This window comes from Pseudomonas sp. CP-1 (assembly GCF_021213715.1).
GTDB classification, from domain to species: Bacteria; Pseudomonadota; Gammaproteobacteria; order Pseudomonadales; family Pseudomonadaceae; genus Pseudomonas; species Pseudomonas aeruginosa.
Map to the genome: position 1 here is coordinate 1 of NZ_JAJQKY010000047.1, position 3,415 is coordinate 3,415.

Sequence of the window (3,415 nt, forward strand, 5' to 3'; positions counted from 1 at the left end):
TGAAACGCCGGCGCAGCGGTGTCGTCACGGTTGCAGGTAGCGGTGCTTCCAGCCTCCTTCGTCGCGGTCGTAGCGCAGGCGCTCGTGCAGCCGCTCGGTGCCGTTGCCCCAGAACTCCACCGACTCCAGGCACAGTTCGAACAGGCAGTAGCCCGGCGGGCGCGGCAGCGGGCCGTCGGTTTCCGCCAGGCGCCGGGCTTCGGCGCGCAGGGCGTGGATGTCGGCGAGGGTTTCGCTCTGCCGCGAGGCGATCGACATCGGGTGGGTCTGGTACGGGCGGCTCAGCCACTGGGCGTCGGCACGCTCGTCGGGCAGGCGTTCGGCGCGGCCGTTGAGGATGATCTGCTGGCTGCTCTCGCGCCAGTACAGCACCCCCGAGGCCCAGGGGTTCTGCGCCAGTTCGCGGCCCTTCTGGCTATCGGCGTGGGTGGCGAACACCACCCCGCGCTCGCCGAGTTCGGCGATCACCACGATCCGCGTCGACGGCCGGCCCTGCCCGTCGACCGTGGCCAGGGCCAGTGCCCGCGGCTCGCGCACGCCATAGCGGCGGGCGCGTTCCAGCCAGTTGCGCAGCACCTCCATGGGGTTCGCCGGCGGCGCCTCGAACTCCGGGAAAGGGGCTTCGATGGTCCCGGTGAGGGACTCGGAAATGTTCGCGTTGACGCCCATCACGGCGTTCCTCCGTTCTGCCCGTTCACAGGTAGGCCCGGCCTTCGGCGAAGGCCGCGCCGTTGCCCGACACTTCCACCGTCGAGACCCGCTCGCCGGCACCCTCGGCGCGGGCGTACATGCGCGACGGCCGGCCGATCTCGACGCCCTGGAGGATCTCGATCTGCTGCCCGTAGGGGATCTGCCGGTGGCGCGCCAGGTGGATCGCCAGCGGCCCGGCGGCGGAACCGGTGGCGGCGTCCTCGACCACGCCGTAGGCCGGCGAGAACATGCGGCTGCGCCAGTGCCGCCCGGCGCCGGCGAAGCAGTTCACCGCCAGGTCCGGGAAGTCGCACAGCGCGCGGTGGTCGGGGTGCAGCGCGGACAGCGCGGCGACGCTCTCCAGGCCGACGAACACGTGGCGCGGGCCGTTGCGGTAGACCTCGATGGGAAAGGTCGAGCCCTTCAGGCCGAGGGCGGCGAGCAGCTCGGCCGGGCGGCTGAAGTGCTCCCAGGTGGGGATCGGCTGCTGCATGCTGCAGGCCACCACCTTGCCGTCCTGGCGCTCCAGGGCGAAGGGCACGGTGCCCATCCTGGTCTCCAGGAACAGCCTGTCCTTGTCGGTCTCGGCGCCCAGGGCGATGGCGGTGCCCAGCAGCGGGTGGCCGGCGAACGGCAGTTCGTTGACCGGGGTGAAGATGCGGATGCGCGCGTCGCCGTCCTGTTGCGGGCGGAGCACGAAGGTGCTCTCCGACAGGTTCATCTCCCGCGCCATGCGCTGCATGCGCTCGCCGCTGAGGTCGTCGCAGTCGAAGAACACCGCCACCGGGTTGCCTTGCAGCGGTTCGCTGGCGAAGGCGTCTATCACGACATATCTGTGCATGGGCTCTCCTGGCTCAGGGCCGCCGCTCGACCAGCGCGTGGCGCAGCAGGTCGGCGATGATGCGCGGACCCTCGCGGGTCAGCACCGATTCGGGGTGGAATTGCATGGAGGCGAAGCGCGGCCCGCGCAGGGCGTGGACCTCGCCGGTCTCGCGGTCGCGGCTGATCTCGATCGGGCCGACCTCGGGGATCTCGATGCGGTCCTGCAGGGCGCGCGCGGCGAAGGTGTTGTAGAAGCCGACGCGCTCGGCGGCGCCGAACAGGTCGATCTGTTTCTGCACGCCCTGGTTGGGCTCCTGCCGGCGTTGCAGGTCCAGGCCCAGGCACAGGCTCAGCACCTGGTGGCTCAGGCACACGGCGAGGAACGGCCGGCGCTCGCTGAGCAGCGAACGGATGGCCAGGTGCAGGTGGCCGATCTTCGGCTGGCCGATCTCGGTGGGGTTGCCCGGGCCGGGGCCCATGATCACCAGGTCGTAGCCGTCGAACGAGTACGGCTCCTGGAAGCCGCGCACGGTCACCGTCAGGCCCAGCGACTTGAGCTGCTTGGCGATCATCGAGGTGAAGGTGTCCTCGGCATCGACGATCAGCACCTCGCGTCCGGACAGGTCGGCCTGCAACTGCTGGCGCTCGCTGGCGCCGCGCAGCCAGAAGTCGGCGATCGGCGCGTTGCGGCTGGCCAGCGCCGCCACCACATGCGGGTGCGAGCCCAGGCGCTGCGGCGCCTGGCTCTTCAGCGCGGCGATCAGCCCGGAAGCCTTGGCCCGGCTTTCCGCCGCCTCGCCCAGGGGATCGGAGTGACGCACGATGGTCGAGCCGACGCCGATGCGCAGGCGGCCGTCGCCCTCGATCTCGGCGGTGCGGATCAGGATCGCCGAGTCCAGCGTGCGCCCGCCCTGACCATCGCCGCCGATCAGCGCCGCCACCCCGCTGTAGTAGCCGCGACCCTGCGGCTCGTAGCGGCGGATCACCCGGCAGGCGCTTTCCAGCGGGCTGCCGGTGACGGTCGGGGCGAACAGCGTCTCGCGCAGCACCTCGCGCACGTCGCGGTTGGTCTGGCCCTCGATGAAGTACTCGGTGTGCGCCAGGTGCGCCATCTCCTTGAGGTAGGGACCGAGCACCCGACCGCCGTCCTCGCAGATCCGCGCCATCATCTTCAGCTCCTCGTCCACCACCATGTACAGCTCGTCGGCTTCCTTGCGGTTGTCGAGGAATTCCATGACCTCGGCCAGGTTCGGCCCGGCCGGCGGGTAGCGGTAGGTGCCGCTGATCGGGTTCATCACCGCCAGGCCGTCGCGCACGCTGATGTGCCGCTCGGGCGAGGCGCCGACCAGGGTGCGTTCGCCGGTGTGGACGATGAAGGTCCAGTAGGCGCCCTTCTCGCGCAGCAGCAACTGGCGGAAGAAACTCAGCGCGCTGGCCGTGGCGTAGCCGTCGATGCGCGCCTGGAAGCGCCGCTTGATCACGAAGTTGGCGCCTTCGCCGCGACCGATCTCGTCGGCGATGACCCGCCCGACCACTTCGGCGTAGGCCTCGTCGTCGAGGTCGAAAGCTTCCTCGCTCAGTTCCAGCGCCTGGTTCGGCAGCAGCGCCAGGGCCTGCTCCAACGGCAGCAGTTCCTGCTCCAGGACCTTCAGCGCCAGCAGCGGCGTACCGTCGTCGAGCGCCTCGAAGCCGCGCTCGGCGATCTGCCGGTAGGGAATCAGCGCCAGCAGGTCATGGCGCGGCAGGCCCGGGCCGGGCTCGTCCAGCGGCAGGTCGGCCAGGCCGTGCAGTTCGAGCGTCTCGCCGCGAATCACGTCGAGCAGGCCCGGGCCATTGCTTTCCGGACGGTAGAGCAAGGCGAACGGCGCCGGCCGTTCGAGCAGGCGCTGCAACAGCGATGTGG

3 protein-coding genes are annotated in these 3,415 nt (G+C 70.6%); all 3 read right to left on the bottom strand.

All coding sequences use genetic code 11. From position 1 onward, the window contains the following. Positions 1-24: 24 nt before the first annotated feature. Positions 25-669 (bottom strand): phenazine biosynthesis FMN-dependent oxidase PhzG, encoded by a 645-nt coding sequence (gene phzG, locus LT948_RS33430; RefSeq protein ID WP_003112073.1) that lies wholly within the window; start codon positions 667-669, stop codon positions 25-27. Between the two features lie 25 nt (positions 670-694). Continuing rightward, positions 695-1,531: a phenazine biosynthesis protein PhzF gene (phzF, locus tag LT948_RS33435; protein ID WP_003117652.1), complete on the bottom strand. Its 837-nt coding sequence runs from the start codon at positions 1,529-1,531 to the stop codon at positions 695-697. Between the two features lie 13 nt (positions 1,532-1,544). Further along, a partial coding sequence (gene phzE / locus LT948_RS33440; RefSeq protein ID WP_232197163.1) for a phenazine biosynthesis protein PhzE occupies positions 1,545-3,415 on the bottom strand: 1,871 nt, incomplete at its 5' end.

Excerpts from the sequence above, each read along its gene's own strand:
- phzG (WP_003112073.1), bottom strand. The coding sequence starts at position 669 with ATGGGCGTCAACGCGAACATTTCCGAGTCCCTCACCGGGACCATCGAA.
- phzF (WP_003117652.1), bottom strand. The coding sequence starts at position 1,531 with ATGCACAGATATGTCGTGATAGACGCCTTCGCCAGCGAACCGCTGCAA.